At 65.5% G+C, this 21,866-nt stretch carries 21 protein-coding genes; 5 read left to right on the top strand and 16 right to left on the bottom strand.

Annotated features, from left to right (window positions below):
* Positions 1-125 precede the first annotated feature (125 nt).
* The 4 genes from thiL (at position 126) to L0U80_RS01950 (ending at position 2,978) form a co-directional block, all read left to right on the top strand.
* Complete coding sequence (gene thiL / locus L0U80_RS01965; protein WP_233862193.1) at positions 126-1,124, top strand: thiamine-phosphate kinase; 999 nt, start codon at positions 126-128, stop codon at positions 1,122-1,124.
* The gene (locus L0U80_RS01960; protein ID WP_233862191.1) at positions 1,114-1,710 is read left to right on the top strand and encodes a phosphatidylglycerophosphatase A family protein; all 597 of its coding nucleotides are present in this window, start codon (positions 1,114-1,116) and stop codon (positions 1,708-1,710) included. The genes thiL and L0U80_RS01960 overlap by 11 nt, the downstream gene beginning before the upstream one ends.
* Before the next feature lie 44 nt (positions 1,711-1,754).
* Positions 1,755-2,255: a CinA family protein gene (locus L0U80_RS01955; protein WP_233862189.1), complete on the top strand. Its 501-nt coding sequence runs from the start codon at positions 1,755-1,757 to the stop codon at positions 2,253-2,255.
* Positions 2,256-2,441: 186 nt separating this feature from the next.
* On the top strand, positions 2,442-2,978 hold the full coding sequence (locus L0U80_RS01950) for a cupin domain-containing protein (RefSeq protein WP_233862188.1): 537 nt from the start codon (positions 2,442-2,444) through the stop codon (positions 2,976-2,978).
* A 44-nt stretch (positions 2,979-3,022) separates the two neighbouring features.
* On the opposite strand, the gene pyrF is transcribed toward L0U80_RS01950, so the two are convergent.
* From pyrF to L0U80_RS01880, 14 genes are all read right to left on the bottom strand, one after another.
* On the bottom strand, positions 3,023-3,838 hold the full coding sequence (gene pyrF / locus L0U80_RS01945) for an orotidine-5'-phosphate decarboxylase (protein WP_233862187.1): 816 nt from the start codon (positions 3,836-3,838) through the stop codon (positions 3,023-3,025).
* Positions 3,839-4,205: 367 nt separating this feature from the next.
* Complete coding sequence (locus L0U80_RS01940) at positions 4,206-5,339, bottom strand: aldose 1-epimerase (protein WP_233862186.1); 1,134 nt, start codon at positions 5,337-5,339, stop codon at positions 4,206-4,208.
* Between the two features lie 286 nt (positions 5,340-5,625).
* The gene (locus L0U80_RS01935; RefSeq protein ID WP_233862185.1) at positions 5,626-6,531 is read right to left on the bottom strand and encodes an SMP-30/gluconolactonase/LRE family protein; all 906 of its coding nucleotides are present in this window, start codon (positions 6,529-6,531) and stop codon (positions 5,626-5,628) included.
* Positions 6,528-7,346, bottom strand: a complete 819-nt coding sequence (locus L0U80_RS01930) for an SDR family NAD(P)-dependent oxidoreductase (protein WP_373322083.1) — start codon at positions 7,344-7,346, stop codon at positions 6,528-6,530. The genes L0U80_RS01935 and L0U80_RS01930 overlap by 4 nt, the downstream gene beginning before the upstream one ends.
* Positions 7,347-7,362: 16 nt before the next feature.
* On the bottom strand, positions 7,363-8,400 hold the full coding sequence (gene araH / locus L0U80_RS01925; protein WP_233862184.1) for an L-arabinose ABC transporter permease AraH: 1,038 nt from the start codon (positions 8,398-8,400) through the stop codon (positions 7,363-7,365).
* 23 nt (positions 8,401-8,423) lie between these two features.
* Positions 8,424-9,935, bottom strand: coding sequence for an L-arabinose ABC transporter ATP-binding protein AraG (gene araG / locus L0U80_RS01920; protein WP_233862183.1), 1,512 nt, complete (start codon positions 9,933-9,935; stop codon positions 8,424-8,426).
* 109 nt (positions 9,936-10,044) lie between these two features.
* Positions 10,045-11,052, bottom strand: a complete 1,008-nt coding sequence (locus L0U80_RS01915; RefSeq protein ID WP_233862182.1) for an arabinose ABC transporter substrate-binding protein — start codon at positions 11,050-11,052, stop codon at positions 10,045-10,047.
* A 106-nt stretch (positions 11,053-11,158) separates the two neighbouring features.
* Positions 11,159-11,941, bottom strand: a complete 783-nt coding sequence (locus tag L0U80_RS01910) for an SDR family oxidoreductase (protein ID WP_233862181.1) — start codon at positions 11,939-11,941, stop codon at positions 11,159-11,161.
* Positions 11,938-12,627 (bottom strand): 2-dehydro-3-deoxy-6-phosphogalactonate aldolase, encoded by a 690-nt coding sequence (locus tag L0U80_RS01905; RefSeq protein WP_233862180.1) that lies wholly within the window; start codon positions 12,625-12,627, stop codon positions 11,938-11,940. The genes L0U80_RS01910 and L0U80_RS01905 overlap by 4 nt, the downstream gene beginning before the upstream one ends.
* Positions 12,628-12,669: 42 nt before the next feature.
* On the bottom strand, positions 12,670-13,746 hold the full coding sequence (locus tag L0U80_RS01900; RefSeq protein ID WP_233862179.1) for a 2-dehydro-3-deoxygalactonokinase: 1,077 nt from the start codon (positions 13,744-13,746) through the stop codon (positions 12,670-12,672).
* On the bottom strand, positions 13,743-14,690 hold the full coding sequence (locus L0U80_RS01895; RefSeq protein WP_373322082.1) for an IclR family transcriptional regulator: 948 nt from the start codon (positions 14,688-14,690) through the stop codon (positions 13,743-13,745). The genes L0U80_RS01900 and L0U80_RS01895 overlap by 4 nt, the downstream gene beginning before the upstream one ends.
* Before the next feature lie 470 nt (positions 14,691-15,160).
* Positions 15,161-15,550, bottom strand: a complete 390-nt coding sequence (locus L0U80_RS01890) for a RidA family protein (RefSeq protein ID WP_233862175.1) — start codon at positions 15,548-15,550, stop codon at positions 15,161-15,163.
* A 79-nt stretch (positions 15,551-15,629) separates the two neighbouring features.
* Positions 15,630-17,114 carry an N-acyl-D-amino-acid deacylase family protein gene (locus L0U80_RS01885; protein WP_233862173.1) on the bottom strand — a complete coding sequence of 495 codons (1,485 nt, stop codon included), beginning with the start codon at positions 17,112-17,114 and terminating at the stop codon, positions 15,630-15,632.
* Positions 17,115-17,275: 161 nt separating this feature from the next.
* Complete coding sequence (locus L0U80_RS01880; RefSeq protein ID WP_233862171.1) at positions 17,276-18,226, bottom strand: MurR/RpiR family transcriptional regulator; 951 nt, start codon at positions 18,224-18,226, stop codon at positions 17,276-17,278.
* Positions 18,227-18,389: 163 nt separating this feature from the next.
* Here L0U80_RS01880 and L0U80_RS01875 point away from each other — a divergent pair, with 163 nt between their 5' ends.
* Positions 18,390-19,682, top strand: coding sequence for an amino acid deaminase (locus tag L0U80_RS01875; RefSeq protein ID WP_233862170.1), 1,293 nt, complete (start codon positions 18,390-18,392; stop codon positions 19,680-19,682).
* A gap of 61 nt (positions 19,683-19,743) precedes the next feature.
* Here the strand turns inward: L0U80_RS01875 and L0U80_RS01870 are convergent, their stop codons facing one another.
* Both L0U80_RS01870 and L0U80_RS01865 read right to left on the bottom strand, forming a co-directional pair.
* A complete protein-coding gene (locus L0U80_RS01870) occupies positions 19,744-20,208 on the bottom strand; it encodes a MarR family winged helix-turn-helix transcriptional regulator (RefSeq protein ID WP_233862169.1) in 465 nt (154 codons plus the stop codon).
* A 51-nt stretch (positions 20,209-20,259) separates the two neighbouring features.
* Complete coding sequence (locus tag L0U80_RS01865; protein WP_233862168.1) at positions 20,260-21,855, bottom strand: MDR family MFS transporter; 1,596 nt, start codon at positions 21,853-21,855, stop codon at positions 20,260-20,262.
* Between the last annotated feature and the right edge of the window lie 11 nt (positions 21,856-21,866).

The raw sequence follows: 21,866 nt of genomic DNA, 5'->3' as shown, positions 1-21,866 counted from the left end.
AGCCCCATTCTTCTGCCCGATTCCTAACGGTTTGGGCACGGATGCCGTGACAGAAATGGATGAAATCCCACGCTGGCGCAGGCGCTCCACGACGCCCGTATGCCCTTTGCCATAGTTCTTTCGACATGCTTTCCGAGTTTTCCCTGATCGACCGTTTTTTCGCCAGCCGCGCCCGCGCGAACACGCGCCGCGCCGCGCTCGGCATCGGCGACGACTGCGCGCTGATCGCGCCGCCTGTCGGTGAAATGCTGGCCATATCGACGGACATGCTCGTCGAGGGCCGCCACTTTTTGCCCGACGTCGATCCGAATGCGCTCGGCCACAAGACGCTCGCCGTGAATCTCTCCGACCTCGCGGCAATGGGCGCCGCGCCGCTCGGCTTCACGCTTGCGTTTTCATTGCCGAAACCGCGCGAGGACTGGCTCGCGGCGTTCAGCGCGGGCCTCTTCGAACTCGCCGACCGCTTCGGCTGCGAGCTGATCGGCGGCGACACGACCGCGGGGCCGCTCAATCTCTGTGTGACGGTGTTCGGGTCGGTGCCGCAGGAAACCGCGCTCCGGCGCGATGCCGCGCAGCCCGGCGACGACATCTGGGTGTCCGGCACACCGGGCGACGCACGTGCGGGACTTGGCGTGTTACGTGGCGAGTGGCAGACCGATGCGGCCGACGCCGCCGTGTTCCGCCGCGCGCTGGAGCGGCCCGAGCCGCGCATCGCGCTCGGCCTTGCGCTGCGCGGCGTGGCGCGCGCGGCGCTCGACGTGTCGGACGGCCTCGCCGGTGATCTGCTGCATATCCTCGAGCGCTCGAACGTGGGCGCGCGCGTCGACGTCGATGCGCTACCGCGCTCGGCGGCGCTCGCGCGCCTGCCGTTGGCCGTGCAGCGTCAGTGCTCGCTTGCGGGTGGCGACGACTACGAACTGTGCTTTACCGCGACGCCCGGCGCCCGCAACGCCGTCGAGGCGGCCGCACAACACGCGGGCGTACGCGCGACGCGCATCGGTACAATAACTCCCCTCGACCCGGCCGATCCGGCGCGCGCGAAGCCGGGCATCGCGTGGCATGACGGAACCGGCGCGCCGCTCAACCTGACGTTGCAAGGCTTCGATCATTTCCATGCAGACTGACCCCACGCCGACGCCTGCCAACGACCTGCCCGGGCACCCTGCTGCAGCGGCCACGTCGAGTGCCCCGGGTGTATCAACGCCGGGCGCGTCCGTCGCCGCGGGCCCGCGCCGCGTTGACGCCCAGTTCATGCTGACGCATCCGTTCCACCTCATCTCGCTCGGCTTTGGCTCGGGGCTGTCGCGCATCGCGCCAGGCACTGCCGGCACGTTGTTCGCGTGGGCGTCGTTCGAGGTGCTGAGCCGCTATCTGACCGTGCCTGGCTGGGGGCTTCTGATCGTCGTGGGCTACTTCGCCGGCATCGCGATCACCGACTTCACGGCGAAAAAGCTGCGCGCCGACGACCCGTCCGCGATCGTCTGGGACGAAATCGTCGCATTCTGGCTCGTCATGCTGATGGTCACACCCGTCAATTTCACCGGGCAGCTCGGGGCTTTCATCGTGTTCCGTTTCTTCGACATCGTGAAACCGCCGCCCATCCGCCACCTCGACCGCCGCTTCAAGGGCGGCTTCGGCATCATGCTCGACGACCTCGTCGCCGCATTCTTCACGCTGCTCGTGATCGCGCTCTGGCGCATGTCGGTCTGAATCCTGAAACCCGCCGCGCACCTACGCCCAACGGACTTTCCGCCATGCCTACCGATTCCGTCGTCCACCAACTCGCCATTCGCGTCGGCAACAAGCTGCGCGACGGGCGTCTGATGCTCGCCACCGCCGAATCCTGCACGGGCGGCATGGTCGCCACCGCCATCACCGATATCTCCGGCAGCAGCGGCTGGTTCGAACGCGGCTTTGTCACCTATTCGAATCTCGCGAAAAGCGAAATGATCGGCGTGCCGCCCGAGATGATCGATAAATTTGGCGCGGTCAGCGAACCGGTCGCCCGCGAGATGGCCGAAGGCGCACTGCGCAACAGCCGGGCGCAGGTTTCGCTGTCGATTACGGGCGTGGCAGGGCCTGGCGGCGGGTCGCCCGAAAAGCCGGTCGGAATGGTGTCGTTCGGCTGGAGTAACCGGCTGCACACGACTGTCGAGACGCTGGTCTTCAAGGGCGACCGCGAACAGATCCGCGTGCAGGCCGCCGTGCACGCGCTGCGCGGGCTGCTCGCCTTGCTCGACGAACAGGAACACTGAGCCGGCACGGTGTGCCGGGAGGTTGTTCCGCATGGGGCCGGAGTGAGTGCTGAAGTGTCAGCTCCGGGTCGACTGCTCAGCATGGAGCCGGCGTAAGTGCTAAAACGCTAACTCCGGGTCGGCCGCTCTGGATGGGGCCGGCTTAAGCGCTGAAGCGCTAAATCCGGCCGACAGGAGACCGCCACCATGGCTACCGCGAACACCGCAGTCGACGAACTGATCCGCCGCTTCGGACTGGAACCGCATCCCGAGGGCGGCTATTACAGCGAAACCTATCGCGCGGACGATCTCGTGCGCCGCGACGGCGCCCCGGCAAGCGACGGCACACGCACGTCATCAACCGCAATCTATTTTCTGCTTGCCGAAGGCGCCTTCTCGGCGTGGCACCGCATCCGCTCCGACGAACTCTGGCACTTCTACGCGGGCTCGCCGCTCGAGATCCACTCGATCGACGAGCGCGGCGTCCTCTCCACGCGCAAGCTCGGCCATGCGCTCGACCATCCCGGCACAGTGTTCCAGGCTGTCGTGCCCGCGGGTCACTGGTTCGCAGCGCGCTGCTGCGATCCGTCGACTTATGCGCTGGTGGGGTGCACCGTTGCACCGGGCTTCGAGTTCAGCGAGTTCGAGATCGCCGACGCCGAAGCGCTCGCGCAGAAGTATCCGCTGCATCGCGCGATCATCGAGTTGCTCGGCAAACCTGCGGCGGTAGCGAGAAAGGGCTGAACGGGCCATGGCCGGCGCCAGAACGGCGCCACGGCCCGATGCGGTTACCGGTACGCGTTGATCCGGTCGCGCGTGTCCTTCGCGGCCGTTGCAGCCGCTTGCGCGTAGTCGTCGCCCTTGCTCGCGTAGAGAATCGCACGCGACGAGTTGATCAGCATGCCAGTGCCCGCGTCAGTGCGGCCCGCACGCACGGTCGCTTCAACGTCGCCGCCCTGCGCGCCGATGCCCGGAATCAGGAGCGGCATGTCGCCGACGATCGCGCGCACCACCTCGATCTCCTTCGGGAACGTCGCGCCGACCACGAGACCAAGCTGGCCGCTCGCGTTCCACTTCTGGGCCGCGAGGCCCGCGACGAACTGGTAAAGCGGCTTGCCGTTGGTCGTCAGGAACTGCAGGTCCGAACCGCCGGGGTTCGAGGTGCGGCACAGCACGATCACGCCCTTGCCCGCGTGCGCGAGATACGGTTCGATCGAATCGAAGCCCATGTACGGGTTCACCGTCACGGCGTCTGCCTGGTAGCGCTCGAATGCTTCGCGCGCGTACTGTTCGGCGGTGCTGCCGATGTCGCCGCGCTTCGCGTCGAGGATCACCGGCAGGCCGGGATGCTTTTCGTGAATGTGCGCGATCAGCGCTTCGAGCTGGTCTTCCGCGCGATGCGCGGCGAAGTAGGCGATCTGCGGCTTGAACGAGCACGCATAGGGCGCCGTTGCATCGACGATGTCTTTGCAGAACGCGAAGATCGCGTCGCTACGGCCCGCAAGCGCGGCCGGAAATTTCGTGGGCTCGGGATCGAGGCCGACGCATAGCAGCGAACCGGTGCGCTGCCAGGCGGCGTCGAGGGTTTGGGTGAACGTGGTCATGATGGATATCTCGAGGCGAGCCGTTGACTTGAAACGGCGCGTATTTTACCCGGCCTTGGGCCGGCACCTCGCGAGCGATGACCCGGGGCACTTTGCGGAGTGCGTTGCAGCGGCGCTGCGGCAAGCTGGTCGAGCCTCACGAGACAGTCCAGTGAGCGCCGATGCGGCATCGGAGATTGAGACGGCAGGCCGAACAGCGGCCCCACGTAGAAAACCAGCATCTCTGTCGTGCTGCAGCACCGCGCCCGGACAGCCGTCCGGGCTGCGCTGCGCAACTACGATATCGATCGGGTCCAATCCGGCCGCCCACCGCGCGACCGCGAGCCCTCCATCGCGAGCAGCGAGCGTGCAGCACTCGAGCGCGGCTTTACCGCACTTCCTGACGCGAACGCACGGCCTTGCTGCCTCGCGACGTGCCGGTCCGGCCACGCGGTGCGGCCGCGCGACGCGGCTTGGCCGGCGTGCGCACGTCGAGGCGCTCAACCGAGAAACTGAACTGTCGGGTGAGCCGCTCGCCGCACGCGAGCACGGTCATACCATGCGCCCCGCCGCCGCCCGAGAGATTCACAGCGTTGATCGGATGATCGACGGGCTCGAAACAAAAGAAGTCCTGCCCAGGCGGGGTATAGAGCACGTAGTAGTCCGTGTCCGCGCAGATCGACAGCGACAGCCGCCGACGTTCCGACGCCACCGACGCGCGTCCGCTCCAGCCGCTGAACGCGTGATTCACGAGCTTGTCGGGAAGCGGATACGCCACGCCGAACTGCCACGCGGGCGGGGCAGGCACGTGCCGCACCGGCAGCCAGTCCTCGCCCGAAAGCCACAGGCCGCTCGCGGGGGCGGAGAGTTCGGTGCTCGAATCGCGCGCGAGAAACGGATGCACGCCGAGCCCGAACGGCATCGGTTCGCGCCCGGTGTTCTCGACTTCGAGTGCCATCACGAGCGTCGCGCCGTCCAGCATGTAGGTGATCGCCGCACGGTAGGCGTACGGTTCTCCGTCGCTGTGGTCGAGCACGAGCCGCACACGCTCACGTCCGGACTCCTCGACCTGCCACGGCGCGAGCCAGCCGTCGCCGTGGATCGGCAGCGGCTCGCCCTCACGGTTGCACGGCACTTCGATATCTCGTCCGCCGAAATGGAAGCGTCCCTCCGCGATGCGGTTCGAATACGGCACGAGCGGATAGCAGGCGAGTTCGTTCGGGTCCATGCATGCGCTTACGTGCTCGCAGCGGCGGAACACCGGCTCCAGCGCGCCTTCGCTGCGCCAGTCGAAACGTGTGATGCCGCCGCCCAGCTGGGGCGCGACGTCGAGCCTCAGATATGCGTTCGCGAGCGTCACGCAGGCAACGTCGTCCGCCGCGGCCGCGCCGATGGCGACAGCCGACGTGCTGGGCCCGGGCAGAACCGGATGGGTGGCGGCTTCGAGGCGCGCGCGGCGCGCGGCAGCCGGCGCGCCGGCCGGACGAACGGGTTGACGCTGTGCGGAATTCGCGACGTTCATAAGATGCTCCTCGAGAGGCATGGATTGTTGCCGCCGTCAAAGGCGGCCCACATACAGTCAGGTGGCCTGTCTGTGCGCACGGACTACGTGCTGGCCACCGCTTCTTGTGTTCGCGCTACTTACGTACTCGCCTGGTACTCGTACTGGCAATGCCGATTTCGGATGACTGACCGACTGCAACTGTTGCCGTACTGCAACGCCAATCCTTCTACCTGTGAAGCTCGCTGGGTCGATTGCGCTCGAATCGCGGCGCGAGCCGGGCGTCAGAACGACGCCCCGCCCGTTCTCAGCCGCGCCGCCGACCACCCAGAAAGAGCGGCTCGGGAAGGCCGGCATGCCCTGCCGGCGCGGTAAACACGCCTCCAGCGTGTGTGTCGCGCGAGAGCGCGTCTGCGTCGAGTTCGTCGCGTGCGCTCGTCACGTAGAGCGTGCCGAGATGCGCACCGCCGAGCGTAACGCAGCTAGGTTGTGCCGTGGGAATGTTTACCCGCATCGTCTCGACGCCGTCTGCGCTGTAGCGCACCACGCACGCGCCACCCCAGTGCGCGTTCCAGAGACCGCCATCGGCGTCGACGGTCGAACCGTCCGGCGTGCCGGTGGCGTCTGTGAATCGAACAAACAAACGATCGTTCGCAATATTTCCGTCGGCGCCGTAGTCGCAGGCGCGGATCTCGCGCGTCGGCGTATCGCAGAAGTACATCGTCGTGCCGTCCGGACTGAACGCGATGCTGTTCGAAATGGCGGGCACGGGTAGCGGAAGACGCTCCAGAGTCAAATCGTGATTGAGCCGGTAGAAGCCGCCGACTCGCTGTCGCGGCCTGGTATCGTCCATCGTGCCGAACACGAAGCGACCCTGCCGGTCGCAGCGTCCATCATTCACGCGTGTCGTCACACCGGGCTCGACATCGACGATCGGCTCGATTTCGCCCGTCGCGAGATCGAAGAACGCAAGCCGCTTCGCAAGACCCAGCACCAGCGTGTTCTCATCCTCGCAAAGCGAGAAGCAGCCGAGGCGCTCCGGCATCGGCCACGTGCGATGAGAGCCGTCGCGCGGGTCGTAGCGCGACAGGCTCGCGCCTTCGATGTCGGTCCAGTAGAGGCGGCCGGTGCGCGCGCACCACGTTACGCCCTCGCCGAGCTGGTTCTTCGCATCGATCAGCAGCGTGGCTGTCGTGTTGTCGTTTGTATTCATACCCAGCCTCCGTCCACCACGATGTCCTTTGAAGTAATCATGCGGCTGTCGTCCGCCGCGAGGAAAAGTGCCATGCGCGCGAGATCGGCGGGAAGCAGTTCCGCGTCGATGCACTGGTTACGCTTGATCGACTCGCGGCCCTCGTCGTTGAGCCACAGGCGGCGCTGCTTGTCGGTCATCACCCAGCCCGGCACGAGCGTATTCACGCGGATGCCATACGCGCCGAGCTCCTTCGCGAGCCCGCGCGTCAGACCTTGCACGGCCGACTTGCTCATCAAGTACACCTGAAGATTTCTGTCCTTGATCATCCAGCTGACCGAACCGAGATTGATGATCGACCCCGCTCCTGCAGCCTTCATGTCCGCCATCACCGCCTGCGCCGCGAACAACTGATGCCGCACGTTCACTGCGATGCCTTCGTCGAACGATTCGGGCGTGATGTCGGCAAGCCCGTGCCGGCGGTCGTTCGCCGCGTTGTTTACGAGCACCTCGATCGGGCCGAGCGCGGCCTTTACATCGGCGACGGCAGCACGCAGCGCGCCGATGTCGGTGAGATCGCAGGTCACGAACATAGGCTTGTGGCGCGGGGGCTGACCAGGCCCGCCTGGCGAATCAGCCAGCGAATCGGTCAACACAAGGCCCGCGCTCGTGTCGATGTCGAGAAAGCCCACGCGCGCGCCCTGCGCGACGAAGTGCTCGACGAACGACGCGCCGATGCCGGTCGCGCCGCCCGTGATCAGCACGACGCGATCGACGAGACTCGGATAGCGCGCGTAATTCTCTTGCGTTGGGGCGTTGTCTTGAGATGTCATCATTCCACCTCCTTGACGGTCAATCGCGTGCGCCGCGGTTCTTCAACTGGTCGAGCAGCACCGCTGCGAGCAGGATCGCGCCGCGCACGAGGTATTGATAAAACGCGTCGATGTTGAGCAGGTTCATCACGTTCTCGACCGTGCCCATGATCAGCACGCCGATCACCACACCGGAGATCGTCGCGCGCCCGCCGAGCAGCGAGACACCGCCGAGCACGCACGCGGAAATCACGTTCAGTTCGAAGCCCTGGGCCGCATTCGGCTGCCCCGAGGTGATACGCGACGCGAGAATCACGCCTGCGAGGGCAGTCACCGCGCCCTGGATCAGGAAGATCCACACACGCGTGCGTTCAACGTGGATACCGGCAAGGCGCGACGCCTCCGGATTGCCGCCGATCGCGAGCGTATTGCGCCCGTACACCGTGTGATTGAGCATCACGCCGAACGTGATGAAGCAGATCAGCGTGATCCAGATCGGCAGTGACACGCCGAAGATCGACATCACGCCAAGCGCGATGAACGTATCCGACGACACACCCACGGCCTGCCCATGCGAGACGATGAAGCCGAGTCCGCGCACGATTTCCATCGTGGCGAGCGTCGTGATCAGCGCGTTGATCCGAAGATAAGCGATAACGGCGCCGTTCACGAAACCGATCGCGGCACCCGCCGCCACCGCGGCGACGATCGCGATAACGGTGCTGTTCGTGGCGTTGAGCACCATCGCGCAGAGCACGCCCGCGAACGCAACGATGGAGCCGACGGAAAGATCGAAATCGCGCGACGCGAGACAGAACATCATCGTGCACGCGACCATGCCGATCTGCGATACGGACAGCGCGAGCCCGAGCATGTTCTCGATCGAGAAGAAGTGGTCGACCGAGAGCGACATCACGATGAACATGATCACGAAGATCACGATCAGGCTGTATTCGGTGATCTGCTGCCACCACTTCTGCCTGTCACTGGTCTTCGGGATCAGGGCATCGACGGCGGTTTGTGCGACGCGCTTCGTTGTGTCGGCTGCGTCGGCCGCCAGGTTTTCTCTTGCGGGCATGTCAGTCACTCCTCGCCGTCCACTCATGCGGCCCGTGCCGCTGTGCGCTGCGGCAGCGCCAGGTCGAGCACCGCGTGTTCGCTCGCCGCGCTGCGCGACAATTCACCCGAGATGCGGCCTTCACGCATCACGACGATGCGGTCCGACACGCCCAGCACCTCGGGCAACTCCGATGACACCATCACGATCGCGCAACCGCGCGCCGCGAGCTGATAGATCACGTTGTAGATTTCGTGTTTCGCGCCGACGTCGATACCGCGCGTCGGCTCATCGAGAATCACCACCGTGAGGTCCGGCTCCGCGAGCCAGCGCGACAGGATCGCCTTCTGCTGGTTTCCGCCCGAAAGGAAGCGGATTTTCTGCCGGCGGCTCGGCGTCCTGATCTTCAGGAGCTTGATGAAGCGGTCGGCGGTTTCGGCTTCCTTCTTGCGATCGAGGAACATGCCCGCGTGCAGGAAGTGGCGCCGGCAGCTGATGTTGATGTTCTCCGACACCGAGGCCATCGCGACTATGCCCTGCTCCTTGCGGTCTTCGGGACACAGCACGATGCCATGGCGAATCGCATCAGCCGCGCTCCTTACTCGCACAGTTTTGCCGTCGAGCACGATCTCGCCGGCCTGGCGCTTTCGCGCGCCATAGACGAGCTGCATCAGCTCGCTGCGCCCCGCGCCCACAAGCCCGAAAAAGCCGACGATCTCACCGCCCTTCACGTCGAAGCTCGCGGGTTCGGCGAGCGGATGCCCGAGCACGCCGCGCACCGAGAGGCGCACGTCGCGATGCTCGCGCGGCGTGTAGTTGTAGATGTCGCTGATCTCGCGCCCGACCATTTCGGCGACGAGGGTCTCGCGCCTCACACCGCCGAGCGTCTCGTGCGACGCCACCTTGCGGCCGTCGCGGAAGATCGTGCACGAGTCGCACAACTCGTACACCTCGTCCATGCGGTGCGAGATGTAAATGAGCGCGCGGTGGTCCGCACGCAGTTCGCGCACGAGCTTGAACAGCACTTCGGTTTCGCGCAGCGAAAGCGAGCTGGTCGGTTCGTCGAGCGCGATCACGCGCGCGTTGCGCAACAGCGCCTTGCAGATTTCCACCATTTGCCGCTGCGCGATGGAGAGCTTGCGCAGCTTCGCAGTCGGATCGAGATCGACGCCCATCGCGGCGAGCCGTTCGCGCACGAACCTGCGCGCAGCGTTGCCGCGCACCCAACCAAACGAATTCGGCAGCGCACCGAGCAGCAGATTTTCCGCGACGGTGAGATCCGGCACGTACTGAAGTTCCTGGTGAATCACGGCGATGCCCGCGCCGATCGACGACGCAGCATCGTGAAAATGCACCTCGTTGCCGTCCATCAGGATGCGGCCCGAGTCCGGCTGATACTCGCCGCCGAGTATCTTGAGCAACGTCGATTTTCCGGCGCCGTTCTCGCCCATCAGGCCATGCACGCGGCCCGTTTGAACGTCCAATGAAACGCCGTCGAGCGCGCGCACGCCCGGAAACACCTTGCCGATATTCTCGAAACGCAGCGTTGCTGGCACTTCGGTTTCCTCTCGTTCGATACGCCGCTTCGTGACCGGCGCGCCTGATTCGACGCGCGTCGGCCACAAGCGACGGGAAACGTCCGACTCACCTGCCCGATTCAAGCCCTCACTTCGCCGCGAGGCCCATTTGCTCCCGCACCTGGCTCACGTTGTCGCGCGTGGCGAGCATGCCGGAGGTCAGCGTGAGCTTCGGCGGCTCCTTGCCTTGCGTGATCCACGTGTACATCAGCGCCGAGGTTTCCTCGCCGTGGCGCTTCGGGCTGATGATCACGGTACCGAAGAAGCCAGTCGGCTCGGGCTTCTTGAACTCGTTGAGCGCCGAGTCCGCGCCGCCGATGCCGATGCCGACCATGTTGTCGGCCTTGAAGCCGCGGCCTTCCGCAGCGCGCACGGCGCCGAGCACGGCTTCGTCGTTCAGGCCATAGGCGACCCAGTGCTTGTACTGCGGGTTCTTCGTGAGCGCGATGTTCGCGGCATTGAAGGCGTTTTCCGTATCGGTCTTCGCTTGCGGCGCGGCGATGATGTTCGCCTTCGGGAAGCCCGCGGCGACAAGCGCATCGGTCGCGCCTGTCGTGCGGTCGTGTGCGGTCGGCAGTTGCTCGTAGGTCACGTCGATCGCGCCGACGTCCTTCATGTCCCAGCCACGCTTCTTGATCTCCGCGGCGATGCCTTCACCCACCTGCTTGCCGATGTTGTACGCCGAAATGCCCATGTGCGGCACCGACTCGATCGGCTTGCCCGACCCGTCGACGAGACGGTCGTCCACGGTCATGAGCTTGAGGTTGTCGGCCTTCGCCTTGGCGACGATGCCCGGCCCGAGCTTCACGTCCGGCGTGCAGATAATGAAGCCTTGAGCCTTTTGCGCGGCGAGGTTGTCGATCGCGCTCATCACCTTTTCACCGGACGGCGCACCGATCTTCACCAGCGTAAAACCCTTTTCTTTCGCGGCAATTTCGGCGAATTTCCACTCGTCCTGGAACCACGGTTCTTCAGGCTGCTTCACGAGAAAGCCGATCTTCACCTGATCCGCGGCCTGCGCGATGGACGCGCCACCCAGCGCGGCACTCGCCGTCACCGCTGCGGCCATCAACGTCAGAAAGATGCGTCGTTGCATGGTGTGTCTCCTGTCTTCTTCGTTCACGGGGAGGGTCGGCCGCTCATTATTTTTCTTGCCGTCGATACGCGCGGCTAGCGCATCGCGCGGTTTCCTGTACTTTCGTTCAATCGTGATACAGCGCCGTGCGGCCTCCGTCGATCGTGATGCAGCTCGCGTTGATGAACGGGGCCTCGTCCGAGGCGAGGAACACCGCCGTCATCGCCACCTCCTCCGGTCGACCGATGCGCTTCATCGGCGAAAGCGCGAGCGTGTGTGCACGGGCGGCTTCCGGGTCCGGATAAGCGTCCCACCAGTCGCGTGTCAACTGCGTCTCGATGTAGCCTGGCGCAATGGCGTTCACGCGCACGTTCTTCGCGGCGTATTCGACACCGAGCGCGCGAGTGAGGCCGATCACACCGTGCTTCGCGACCGGATACGGAAAGCAGCCGGGAATGATCTGGAACGCGTGCGTCGAGGCGATATTCACGATGCTGCCCGCGCCGCGCGCGACCATACCCGGCAGCACCGCACGGCAACCGTTCCAGACACCGTCGAGATCGACGGCGAAGCAGCGACGCCAGTCGTCGTCGGTCATCGTGAGCGGATCGGCGAACACGTTGATGCCGGCGTTGTTCACGAGCACGTCGACGGGACCGAAGACGCGCTCCGTTTCTTCCACTGCCGCCCGCATCGAGGCGGACTGCGTGACGTCGGCCTGAAGCGCGAGCGCTTTCGCTGCATCGCCGAATTGCTGTGCGATTTCGCGTGCTGTCGTGCGCGCAGTTTCGCCATCGAGTTCCGCGAGCGCGACCATCGCGCCCTCGGCAGCGAACGCGCGCGCGATCGCCGCGCCGATACCGCGTCCAGCGCCTGTCACGATGGCGACCTTGCCCGCGAGGCGATTCACGCAGGCTCTCCTTTCTCCGCGCCAAGCACGGCGCGCCAGCCGGCAATGAATGCGAGCGCATTGGCGCGCGTCGCAGCGACGTCCTGTCCGGGCTTGTAAAGCGCTGAGCCGAGCCCGAACCCACTCGCGCCCGCCGCAAGCTGAGGCCCCATGTTGTCGGGCTTCACACCGCCCACCGGCAACAACGGCACGACAGGCGGAATCACCGCGCGCCAGGCCTTCGTTACGGCCGGGCCGAGTTGTTCTGCGGGAAACATCTTGAGCGCGTCGGCACCGTGCTTCAGCGCGGCAAAGGCTTCGGTCGGCGTGGCGACGCCGGGCACGCACGCCAGGCCCTTGCGCTTCGCAGCAGCCACGACGTCGGTGTCGGCGTGCGGCATCACGATCAGTGCGCCGCCTGCGTCCTTCACGTCGCGCACGCGTTCGGGCGTGAGCACCGTGCCCGCGCCGATCATCACGTCGGCGGGCAGCGCCGCGCGCAGCGCCGCGATGCTGTCGAGCGGATCGGGCGAATTCAGCGGCACTTCAATGATACGAAAGCCCGCCTCGTAGAGCGCGCGGCCATGATCGGCGGCTTCGGCAGGCGTGATGCCGCGCATGATCGCGATCATCCGGCACGCGACGAACGCGGCGACGAAGCCCGCGTGGGGCGTGTAGGGAGTTGGCAGGTTTAGTTCGGCATCCATATCGTGTTCCTGTCGTTCGCCATGCGTTTTTTTGGCTGACGTTCAACGCGGTGCGACAAGCCCAGCCAGCACCGCGATGTGCCACAGCCCGCGTTCGGTTGCCCGATGCACGAGACGCGCCCCGTTGCACCCGAACTGTTCGAGCGCGAGCCGATAGCGCTCGCACAATGCATCGTTGCCGATCAGCGGCGGCGCGCACGCTGCAAGCGCCACGTCGCGCCGCGCCAGCGCTGCTTCGAGCCCGGCGAGTTCGTGGCCGATCACGACGCCCGATAGATAGTCGGGCTGTTCATCGGGTGCGAGCTGCCCCGTAAGGCCCAGCGTGCGTGCGCTGAACGCGGTCGCGAGCAGGCCCGCGCAACCGTGCTCGCGCGCCACGGACACACCTCGCAGGAACGCCTGCGTGTCCGGCTCGGCGGGCCGCTTCATCGTGCGGCCGAGAATCGTGTGCGCCATGAGCGCCGCGTACACCTCGCCCGTCATGAACGTGTAGAAGCGCGCGATCTGGCCGCCCTCCACAACCACCCATTTCGCGTGGGTGCCCGGCAAACCGATCAGCGCGGAGCGCGCGGTGTCGGGTTGCGCTGCCACCCCGTTACGCGATGCCCCGTAAAGTGCGCCAAACACCTGAGATTCCTCGCCGCGCATCACGTTCGGCAGCGCACCCGGTTCCAGCACGCCCGGCACGACGCACACGGTGACGCCGCTCGTCGTGCGCACGCGAACAATGCCCTCGACGAGCGCCTCAGCGCTGGCCGGCGTCTCGACATACGGCGCCTGCACCCATCCCTGCGCGCTGCCCACCATGCCTGCTGCGAGCACCGGCAACGCGGGCGACTCCGCGAGCCAGACGGCGCAGGCTTCGTCGAACGCCGCCTCGAATCCGCCCTCCGCTGCCGGCACCGGCAGATTCATGATTCCGGCCGTCGAAACGCGTGTCGCGAGCACTTCGCCCGCCGCGTCGAACAGATACGCTCGCAGCGAGGTCGTGCCCCAGTCGAGCGCGAGCAGCGCCGCGTGCTTCGCGATGTCCGCGCCCGGTGCGCCTTGCGGCTCGTGCGTGCGCTTCTCCGTTCGCGTCCCCGTGTGCGCCGCTCTGCTCTTGTTGTGAGCTTTCATCTGCGGATCCTGCGCGTGGCCGGCTGCGGCGCGCGCCAGCCGAGTTCCAGCGAGATCGCCCGCGCCTCGCGTTGCACGACCGGGATCAGCTCGTCCATGCGTTCGAGCGGCATATACGGGATCGTGCTCGCCACCGATAGCGCAGCGACGATCGCACCCGATGCGTCGCGCACCGGCGCGGCCACGCATCGGATAGACATTTCGTTTTCCTCAAGATCGAACGTGTAGCCGCCAGCCGCGTAGTTCGCCATGCGCCTCATGAACGTGTCATCGTCGAGACTGTGGTCGGGGCGGAAGCTCACTCCCGCGAGCGCGCGGCGCGACGCGTCGAACAGGTCGCGCCAAGACTGGGGCGCCAGGTCGAGCATCATCGCCTTGCCAATGCCCGTCGACGCGAGCGGCATCCGGTGGCCGACGCGCGAACGCATTTCGAGCCCGCGCTGGCCGGGGATTTTGTCGATGTACAGCACATCATCGCCGTCGCGCACGCCGAGGTGGATCGTGTCGAGCGTCTCATCGGCGAGCGTCACAAGGTGCGCGTGCGCGACCGCAGTGAGCGGCATCTGTTCGAGCGCGATGGTGCCGAGTTCGATCAGCTTCGGACCGAGCAAGTAGCCGCCCTGTACCTGACGAAGATAGCGTGCCTGCACGAGGCTGGAGACGAGGCGGTGCGTCGTGCTTCGTGTCGTGCCGAGCACGGCGCCGAACGAGCGCAGGTCGCGCACGCCTGCCGCAGCGGCTTCGAGAATGGCGAGACCGCGCAGCAGGGTCTGCGTGCCGGTTTGCTGGGCCATCGCGTCAGGCAGCGTGCCCCTCGTGCCGATTTCGCCCGCGGCGGCGCGGGACTTCGGTGTAGTGGGCCTGGCGGACGCGGCATCGGGTGCCGTGTCGGCTGCGTCGGCGGGCGGACTCGCCGTAAGCGTCGAGGACATCGCTTTGGTCATGGCGTTGGCGATGAATGAGCGAAGAAGGGTTGCTAACGGGAGGAGACGCGTTCAGCCGGCGCGACGGCGCACGAGAGCGCCTCTGGATAGCCGTGGCAATGCAGCGTGCGTGGCAGGCTGGAACATGGCAATGTCTCCGGATCTTGTGCGGCCAGCCGTGCGAACTGAGGTGCGCGGCGGACCGGTCTTTGTCTGGGCTCCGGCGGGCTGCGCTCGATGTCGAGGCAGTGCCCGCCGGTTGGTTTTGATTGTAGGTCGGTTTTTTCGCGATCTCCAATATGTGAATGTGCTGCTCATATATTGGGAAATTCACATCCAGACTTCGTTATGTATGAAGTTGAGCGAACGCGTGTACCGGCTTCACACCGCCCGGCGCCCGATCCCGCCGCATCGCCCGAAAAAACAAAAGGCGGCCCTCGAACCGAGGACCGCCTCTGCAATTCACACTCCGACGCGCCGTGCCCGCACGATTACTTCCCGGCCGGAGCCTTGTAAGCGACGCAGTCGATCTCGACCTTGCAGTCGACCACCATACTCGACTGCACGCATGCGCGCGCCGGCGGATGCTCGCCGAAATACTCTCGGAAGACCTTGTTGAAGGACTGGAAATCGCGCGCGTCGTCGAGCCACACGCCGCAGCGCACCACGTGCTCGGCACCGTATCCCGCTTCCTTCAGGATCGCGAACAGATTCTGGATCGCCTTGTGCGACTGTTCGACGATGCCGCCGTTGATCACTTCGCCGCCCTCCATCGGCGTCTGGCCCGAGACGTACAGCCAGCCGTCGGCTTCCACGGCGCGCGCGAACGGCAGATGCTGTCCGCCCTGGCCCTTGCCGCCTTCCGCTCCAATTCGTTTCATCGTTTGCTCCTTGCTTGCAGATCGTTCGACGCGTGCTCGGTGGTCATGGCAGCACGCGGCGAGGTTCAAGATTCGTAGATCAGAATGCCTGTGCAGCGAACGCCTGCGTCGTGCGCTCGCCGCGCGCGACGAAATGGCCTGCACGCTCACCGGTCGGCTGGCCATCGCGGTATGAAAGCACGCCATTCACCCACACCGCGTCAATGCCGTCCGCCACCTGCTGCGGCTTGTCGAACGTCGCCGTGTCGCGCACCGTCGCCGGATCGAACAGCACGAGGTCGGCATGCCAGCCGACGCGCACCTCGCCGCGCTCAGTCAGCCCGAAACGCCGCGCGGACAGGCTCGTCATCTTGCGCACCGCCTCTTCGAGCGGAATCAGCGCCGCGTCACGCACGTAGTGGCCGAGCACGCGCGGAAACGCGCCCCACAACCGTGGATGCGGCAATGGATCGTTCGGCAGGCCGTCCGAGCCGACCATCGTCGCGGGGTGCGAGAGAATGCGGCGCACGTCGTCCTCGGACATATTGTGGTACACCGCGCCCGCCGGCTGCAGGCGCCTCGCCGCTTCCTGCTGTGTGACGCCCCACTCCTGCGCGATTGCCTTAATGAGCTTGCCCGCCTGCTCGGGATGCGGCGTTGACCACGTGATCGTGATGTCGATATCGCCGGTCACCTGCTTGAGATCGAGCGTCGACGAACTGCGGCTATACGGATAGCAGTCGCAGCCCACCGGCTGATACCTGCGCGCGCCTTCGAGCGAAGTCAGCACTTGCGCGCTGCGCCCCCAGTTCGAAGGTCCGGCGCATTTCAGGTGCGAGATGACGACCGGCACGCGCGCATGGCGACCGATGTGATACGCCTCATCCATCGCGTCGAGAATCGCGTCGAACTCGGTGCGCATGTGCGTCGTGTAGAGCGCGCCCGCCGCCGCGAGCGGCTCGGCGAGCTTGGCGACTTCCTCGATCGAGGCCTCATACGCCGAACCGTAAGCGAGCCCCGTGGAAAGCCCGAGCGCGCCGTGCGCCAGCGCGTCTTCGAGTTGCGCGCGCATCGCGGCAATCTCGGCGGACGTGGCCGCGCGCTTGAGATCGTCCAAGTGATTGTTGCGCAGCGCCGTATGGCCGATCAGTGCGCCGACGTTCACCGCGGGTTTCGCCGCATTCACGGCATCGATCCAGGCGGAAAAGGTCGGATAGCGAAATGCATCGCGATCGCCGAGCAGGTTCATCGGATCAGGCGGATCGCCCTTGAGCGTCACCGGCGACGCGCTGATCCCGCAGTTGCCGACGATCACTGTCGTCACGCCCTGGCTGATTTTCGGCAGCATCTGCGGAGCGCGAATCACGTGGGTGTCGTCGTGGGTATGCACGTCGATGAAACCAGGCGCGAGCGCGCGGCCGTTCGCCTCGATCACATCGTCGGCGAGCCAGTTCGACAGATTGCCGATCGCCACGATGCGGCCGTTGCGAAGCGCCACGTCGCGCTCGAGCGGCGCCGAGCCGGTGCCATCGTAGAGCATTGCGTCGATGATCAGCGTATCGGCGGCTTCCGGGTGGGAATGCATATGTTTCTCCTGTCGATGGGACTTAGCGCTTTAGCACTTAGTCCCATCCCATGCAGAGCTGTCGATCGGACTTGGCGCTTTAGCGCTTATGTCGGCCCGGAGTTAGTGCTTCAGCACTTACTCCGGACCCACGCAGAGCGTTCCCATCCCATGCAACGCAGTCAATCACCAAGCGGCTGCCGCTCACCGCCCCCGCGATGCGCATCGAGCGTGTGCTTCACGCGGCGCAGCAATTCGCGCGTTTGCTCGGGCTGGGAGAGCGCCAGTTCGGTCACAAGGACATCGAGCGCCATCATCATCGCGTAGCGCGACGATGACGGCTTGTAAATGAAATCGGTCTCGCCAGCGACGATCGGAACGAGCCAGTCGGCCATCGCAGCAAGCGGCGAAGCGGGCGCGGTAAGCGCAATGATTTTCGCGCCGTAGTCGCGCGCGATGCGGCAACTGTCGAGCATCTCCGGCACGCGCCCCGTCACGGAAAGCGCAACGACGACGGACTCCGGTGACATCGTGCTCGCCACCATGCGCTGCAACAGGCTGTCCTGATACGACGCCACCGGGCGGCCAAGTCGCACGAGGCGAAAGCGCATTTCGTCGGCGAGCGCCGTGGAGCTTCCGCCCATGCCAAACACGTAGATCATGCGTGCAGCGCGCAACGCCTCGGCGGCCTCGGCGATCGGCGCCTCGCGCAACAAATCATGATTGCGCGCGAGCGCCGTATGGATTTCGTCGAAGACGCGCGTGGCGAGCGGTTCGGGCGCGGCGTCCTTGCCGCGCTTATCCCGTTCGCCGCTGCCGCGCCGCTTCGTGCCCTTCCCGGCCTCGGCCATCGCGCCGCTGCGCAGGAAACGCTCACCCACGGCAGCCGCCTGCGCGAGCCGCAGCTTCAGTTCGCGCACGTCCTCGCAGCCCACCGTCTTGGCGAAGCGGGTCACGGACGCGACGCTCACGCCGGCGCGCCGCGCCAGTTCGCCGATGCTCGCGCGCGCTGCGCTCGCGAGGTCATCGAGGATCAGCGCAGCGACCTCGCGCTCGGCCGGACGCAACGTGGGCACGCACCCTGCGATGCGTGCGACGATATCGAAGCGGCCCGGTTCAACGGCAGAATTCATGTGGACGGACATTGGGCAGGCGTGAACGGCCAGTATCGGGCGAACCCCGTGCAATTTTGACGCGTTCTGTTAACAAATAACAATTCACGTGGCCATGGTACTTTGTGTACCATCTTCGGGTCAACGCCAGACGTTGTCCAGTGGCGAAATGGAGCGAATGGAAATGAAAGTTACAAACTATCAGGGCGCGACAGTCGACCCGAACAGCAAAGGACTCGGGAACGTGCCGGGCACGAGCGTGCAGCTCGCCGACGCATCACGACTCGAGTGGAACTTGCTGAACGAGGATGTGAGCCTGCCCGCCGCAGTCCTCTATTCGGACCGCGTCGAGCACAACCTGAAATGGATGCAGGATTTCGTCACGCGCTACGGCGTGAAGCTCGCCCCGCACGGCAAGACGACGATGGCGCCGCAACTCTTTCGCCGCCAGATCGACACCGGTGCGTGGGGCATCACGCTGGCGACCGCGCACCAGACGCGCATCGCGTATCGAGGCGGCATCACGCGCGTACTGATGGCGAATCAGCTGGTCGGGCGCCACAACATGATGATGATCGGCGAACTGCTCAGCGATCCCGACTTCGAGTTTTTCTGTCTCGTCGATTCGGTGCAGGGCGTCGAGCAACTGGGTGAGTTCTTTCGCGCGGCCGGGCGCAAGCTGCAGGTGCTGCTCGAACTTGGCGTGCCGGGCGGCCGCACTGGCGTGCGCGACGCGCAAACGCGCGATGCGGTGGTTGAAGCAATCAGGCGCAATCGCGATTCGATCAAGCTCGCGGGCGTCGAACTCTACGAGGGCATCCTCAAGGAGGAAAGCGAAGTCCGCGCGTTCCTGCGCGATGCCGTCAACATCACGAAGGAGCTGGCCGCCGCGGGCCGATTCGCGCGCGCGCCCGCGCTGCTCTCCGGCGCGGGATCGGCCTGGTATGACGTGGTCGCCGAAGAATTCGCAGGCGCCTCGAAAGCGGATGTCGTCGAAGTCGTGCTGCGCCCCGGCTGCTATGTGACGCACGACGTCGGCGTGTACAAGGAAGCGCAGTCGCAGATCCTCACGCGCAATCCGGTCGCGCGTGAGATGGGCGTCGCGCTCCTGCCCGCGCTGCAGCTCTGGGCCTATGTGCAGTCGATTCCGGAACCGGGTCGCGCGATTATCGGCTTCGGCAAGCGCGATGCCGCGTACGACGCAGGTTTTCCCGAGCCCTCACGGCACTTCCGTCCGTCGCGCGATCGCGCAAGCGGCGCGGCGCCCCGCGAGATCGCCGCGAGCGAAGGCTGGCAAATCTTCCAGATGATGGATCAGCACGCCTACCTGCAGATTCCAGCAGACGCCGATATCGAAGTCGGCGACATGATCGCCTTCGACATTTCGCACCCGTGCCTCACGTTCGACAAGTGGCGTCAGGTGCTGATGGTGGATCCGTCGTATCAGGTGACGGAAGTGATCGGGACGTACTTCTGATTCGTTTCGCGCGACGCGCAACCTTGCGCGGCAAGAGCGCGAGGCCCGGCGACGCAGGGTGTCAGGTGCCGCCAGCGGCGTCGGCCTGCGCTTGCGCAGCGCTCGCCGCCTCGCCGATGCGCGCCTCCATCATGCGAAGCGCGCCCGAGAGCGCTGCCAGCGCGTCGTCGGGTAGCGACATCGTCAGGTTCAGAAACGCGTTGCGGCGCGGCAGGCTCGCTTCGGTTGCAGAGCGCCCGGCTTCGGTAAGACGGACGTTCGTGATGCGATTGTCACGTGCGTCGCTGCTGCGCTCGATCCAGCCGAGCGATTCGAGCGACTTCAACTGCCGCGTGAGCGCGCCAGGATCGACGCGCAACCTCTCGACGAGCCGCTTCTGCGACGATTCCCCGTTCTGCTCGTACAGCGCGAGCATGATGCGCCAGCGCGGCAGCGGATGCCCCACCTGCGCCTCGAAACCCGCCATGAACGCGCGATAGGTCCTTCCGAACTGCTGGACGATGGCGATGCGATCCGGTGTATCCATGTCGTGACTTTTGTCGTTATGGCCTGGCTTCAGGCTGGAATTCTGGCCACGTCAGTCCGCGTGGACGACGGGCTCGACCTTGCGTTGCAGACGGACGGGCGGCACGCGCCGCGTCTGCCAGAGCGACACGAGCGCAATCACGCCCGCCACAGCGATGCCCAGATGAATCGCGCCAACGAGCGATTCGCGCGCGGACTCGAGCAGCAGCGCGCCATTGTGCCCTGCGTGCGTGAGATCGGCGATCAGCGAGGCCTGGGCGTCGCGGTTGATGAGAATCTGCGGATCGGCGAGCTGTGGCATCCAGTGCGTCGCGTGATCGGCATCGAGCGCATTGCGCACGCCGCTCGCGTACAGATGCGTGACCATCGTTCCGGTAAGCGCCGTGCCGAACATCCCGCCGATCATCCGCAGCGACTGCAGGAGCGCCGTCGCGATACCGAGGTGCTCACGCCCGGCGGTTTGCTGCGTGAATATGGTGAGATTCGGCAAGACGAAACCGAGCCCGAGTCCACCGAAGATCATCAGCGACATCAGCAACGGCCGCGGCGTAGTATGCGTCGCGACGAAAATGGAGAGACATGCCACGGCGATCATCGCAAAGCCGATATAGAGCATGACGTTCGGGTTGCGGATGCGCGAAACGATGCGCCCGTTCGCAATGCTTCCGATGGTGATGAACACGACGAGCGGCGTGATGACGAGGCCCGCCTCGTTCGGCGACATCCCGAACCCGCCCTGGAACAAGAGCGGTGCGTAGAACAGCAGCGAGAACATCGTGAATCCGCCCAGAACCGCAAGGGTGAAGAGCGCCGTGAGGCTCGGGTTGCGGAACATGTCGACAGGGAGAATCGCCTGAGGACAGCGGCGCTCCCAGCGCCACAGCGCCCACGCGGCGGAGACGGCGACGGCGAGCAGCACCACGGCGGAGAACGACAGGCCGTGCCTCGGCAAGCGTTCGACGAACAGTTGCAGGCTACCGAGCGCGAGCGCGATGAGGAGCGCGCCGGGCCAGTCGAGCCGCATGCGCGTCTCGTGTACGACGTGCCGCAAATGCGGCAGATAGCGCAAGACGAAGACGAGCGAAACGAGCCCGACCGGCAGGTTCACGTAGAACACCGAGCGCCAGCCGTAGTACTGCGTGAGGAACCCGCCGAGCGACGGTCCGATCGCGTTGGCGATACCAAACGCCGAACTCATGAGCACCTGCCAGCGCAGGCGAACGACCGAATCGGGAAAAAGATCGGGAATGCAGGCGAAGGCGGTGCCAACCAGCATGCCGCCGCCGATGCCCTGTAGCCCGCGCGCGATCACAAGGAACAGCATGCTGTTGGCGGCGCCGCAAAGTACCGAGGCGGCGGTGAAGACGACGATCGACGCAATCAGGAATGGCTTGCGCCCGTAGTAATCGCCGAGCCGGCCAAAAATCGGGACGGTAATCACCGACGTGAGCAGGTACGACGTCGCGACCCATGCGTACAGCTCGAAGCCGCGCAGTTCGGAGACGATGGTAGGCAGCGCGGTCCCGACAACAGTCTGATCGAGTGCGACCAGCATCGTCACGAAGGAAACACCGAGCATGGCCAGCAGCGACTCACGGAACGGCAGAACCTGCCCACTTGTGTGGTGGGCGGCAGTATGGACAGCCATTTTTTGATCCA

Source organism: Paraburkholderia adhaesiva (genome assembly GCF_021390575.1).
In the GTDB taxonomy this organism is placed as follows: domain Bacteria; phylum Pseudomonadota; class Gammaproteobacteria; order Burkholderiales; family Burkholderiaceae; genus Paraburkholderia; species Paraburkholderia adhaesiva.
Note: the sequence above shows the minus strand (reverse complement) of the source record. Positions and strands in the feature narration are given on the sequence as shown.